Here is a 3,506-nt window from a genome sequence, read left to right as displayed (position 1 = left end):
ACCCCCGAAACCGATCAACGCACGCATGAAACAGTCCCCATCACCCAAAACATCTTGCACCTCCAAACCAACCCCCAGCCCCGCACCCACACCCGAAACCCCAGCACCAGCACCAGCAGCCCCAGCCACATCAACAACCCCGGGCACAGGCACAGGCACAGGCACATCAAAATCAACCGAAGAATTCAACCCGCCGCCGGGAAAAACCTCACCCCGTATTACCCACCGCTCGACAAACTCTCCCCCCCGGTCAACAAGCACCTTGCCGAAAGGAACACCCGCCAACGAAAGCGCCCTTTTCGCCCCCTCCGGCAGATCTGAAACCCCCCGCTCAAGATTCGCAAACCAATAACCAAGAGGGAATCCACCCTCCACATGATCCCTGGCGGGGAGACCACCAAGACTCCCAAAATCATTCCCACCCCTGTAATACGACCCGATCGCCTCCACCACCCGACGTGACCCCCAACCGTGGCCCCAGGCAGGGGAAGTCGTTTTCCACTTTCCATCCACCAATGAGAAATTAATCCCCGCCCACCGGAGAGCCTCCTTCATCTCCTCCCCGAGGAATGCAAGCCCCTTGATTCTGAAGTTACTGGCCCACTTGCCAATATTGAATCCGTCTACCTCGGAATCGCGCGAGGGAAGATGCCCGAAGAATTCGAAGTTTTTTTCGTAAAAATCCCTGAACGCCGACTCCATCTGCAGAGAACGTATATGGTCACCATAAGAGGTGGATTTATTTTTCCATATCCCGCTGGCTGTATCTTTCTCGAAAGTAATCCCCGCGTTCTCAAGGGCATCCTTTACGGCATCCGGAAGATTCCTTAGACCTCTTGTTTTGAAATTAGAAAACCAACTACCGAGCTTGAAACCATTTTCCTCATGGTCAAACTTTGGGAGGGATCTTCCGACATGATCAAGATTATTTTTGTAATACGAATTGATCGCTTGCACCAGCGCTGTCTCAAACGCACCCAGGACATCGTCCCCATCCTCCCCGACGTCCCGCACCTCCAAATCCAATACCGCTGTTTTCTGACCAGCCTCCGCACCGACACCCACCACACCGGCCCGCACACCCGAAACCCCAGCACCAGCACCAGCAACCGAAGACTCCAACCCGTCACCGGCAGCAACCTCACCACTGGTTACCCACCGCTCGACAAACTCTCCCTTCCGCTCAACAACCATCCTGCCGAAAGGAACACCCGCCAAAGAAAGCGCCCTTTTCACCTCCTCCGGCAGACGCAGCACCCCCCGCTCGAGATTCGCAAACCAATAACCAAGAGGGAATCCATCCTCCACATGATCCCTGGCGGGGAGACCACCAGGACTCCCAAAATCATTCCCACCCCTGTAATACGACCCGATCGCCTCCACCACCCGACGTGACCCCCAACCGTGGCCCCAGGCAGGGGAAGTCGTTTTCCACTTTCCATCCACCAATGAGAAATTAATCCCCGCCCACCGGAGAGCCTCCTTCATCTCCTCCCCGAGGTATGCAACCCCCTGGACTTTGAAGTTACTGGCCCACCTGCCAATATTGAATCCATCTATCTCGGAATCGCGCGAGGGGAGATACCCGAAGAATTCGAATTTTGTTTCGTAAAAATCCCTGAAAGTCGACTCCATTAGCAGAGAATTTTCATGGTCACGAAGATTTGTGGATTTAGTTTTCCATATCCCGCTGACTGTATCTTTCTCGAAAGCAATCCCTGCGTTCTCAAGGGCATCCTTTACGGCATCCGAAAGATTCCTTAGACCTCTTGTTTTGAAAGATCTAAACCAATTGCCGAGATTGAAATCACCTTCCTTATAGTCCTTTATTGGGAGGGATCCGAGATGCTCGCCATTTCTGTAATAAGAATTGATCGCTTTTACCAGGTCTACCTCATAGGCCTGTTTTTCTGCGGCCGTGAGGCCGCCGCCCGGCAGGCGGGGGCGTGCCAACAGGTCCGCCTCGTCGATCCTGAGCCCGTCCAGGTCGATACCGAGCTTGAGCAAGGTGTCACGGGTTTCCTGGACTGCATTTTCGGCGGCGGTGAGCGCGTCTTGTGCCTCCCCGGGTTCCGTGACCCTTGCGGAGCTGCCCTCGCCCTGGTTGCGGTACCGCTCCTCCGCGGTCTCCAGGGCAACCCGGGCCTGTGCGAGTGCCCCGCGCGCCGCGGCGTGGTCCGCCAGCGCGGCATCGATCGGTTCCGTCTCCGCGGAAGAATCCTGCCGGATTCGCTCGCGCTCCTGGTGCCCGTCCTCGGCCCGCTCGACAGGAGTGCCGACGCTGACGCCCAAATCCCGTGCCGTGTCGTGAGCGGTTTTCTGCGGAACTGGGTGGAGTGTGCCGCTCTCCGTGGTGTCGGTGTCGTGCTCGGTGGTGCGGCTGTTCCCGGTGGGGGTGATTTCGGTGACTGCGGTGTGATCCCGCGGTGCTTCCCAGAGGGTCTCGTCGCGGTGGGTGACGGAACGGGTGTTGGCCTCCAGGTCCTGTCCGCCGACCGGTCCCCAGAGGTCTTCGAAGAGGGCAAAGAGGCCGGGGTCGTTTTTCTGGACCCAGTGGGAGCCGTTGTTGCGCGGCTGACCACTGTGCGGATCGGTGCCGTAGTTCGCGCCGAAGTAGCCGACCGTGCTTTGGGCGAAGTACTCCTGCGGGCTGTGGGAGGCGTAGTTGCCCGTGGTCTGGCCGTCGGTATCGGTCAGCGGCCCATCGATCCACTCAGTCGCCGGCCCGGCGGCCGCCCTTTCCTGGTGAAACCGGCCGATCCGCTCGCGTTGGCCGTCGGCCAGGCCGAACGAGAAGACCATGTGGGCGGCTTCGTGCAACGCTGACGAGTAGCCCTCGGGCTGGGTGGCGGCGTAGTCGGCGGCGTCCTGGCCCAGAAGGTTCTCCTCCGCCACCGCCACCAGCCCGGACACCTCGTGGGTGAGACCTCTGGCATCGTTGGCGGACCGGCCGTCGGGGAGTGTCTCACCGGCTTCGGCCAGGTGCGCGAAGTCAGGCAGTTCACCAACGCTCTGGCCCCGCGGCACCACAACGACCCGCACTCCGCTCGCACGCATCCGCCCGGCCACCTGCGGGTCACTCAGCAGAAGTCCGAACAGGCGCGCGGCCTCCGCCCGTGCCGCGACCGGACGCTCGACCCCCGGCGAAACCACGACCAGAGCCCGCGCGGCATCCATCGCCGCAGAATCGTCACCGACACCACGGAAGCCCACGGCCGCACCGAACACACCGCCCCGAGAAGCAGACTCACCACTCTGCGGGCCCACCCCCGGGGCACCCCACGCCCGGGGGGCGTTGTGGCGGTGGGCCCGGTCGGGCGCGGGCTCGGTTTCCGCCCAGACAGCGACCGACCGTGTGTCCCGCAGAGTCGGCATCCGCACGAGGTCGTCGGTACGGACGGGGTCCGGCGCGGCGGGTTGCTGGAGGAGTTGCTGATCGCTTTCCGGGTGTCGCGCTCCGATCTCGCCGCCGGTGGTGAGGGTGGTGGTGAGGGTGTGCGGCATGC

2 protein-coding genes are annotated in these 3,506 nt (G+C 61.0%); one reads left to right on the top strand and one right to left on the bottom strand.

Annotated features, from left to right (window positions below):
* A partial coding sequence (locus tag ACGFU7_RS47715; protein ID WP_393705051.1) for a hypothetical protein occupies positions 1–2,901 on the bottom strand: 2,901 nt, incomplete at its 3' end.
* Positions 2,902–2,916: 15 nt separating this feature from the next.
* On the opposite strand from ACGFU7_RS47715, the gene ACGFU7_RS47710 reads away from it, so the two are divergent.
* A partial coding sequence (locus tag ACGFU7_RS47710; RefSeq protein WP_393705049.1) for a hypothetical protein occupies positions 2,917–3,506 on the top strand: 590 nt, incomplete at its 3' end.

This window comes from Streptomyces sp. NPDC048473 (genome assembly GCF_043200155.1).
Taxonomy (GTDB): Bacteria; Actinomycetota; Actinomycetes; order Streptomycetales; family Streptomycetaceae; genus Streptomyces.
This window is presented reverse-complemented; position numbering and strand designations above follow the sequence as displayed.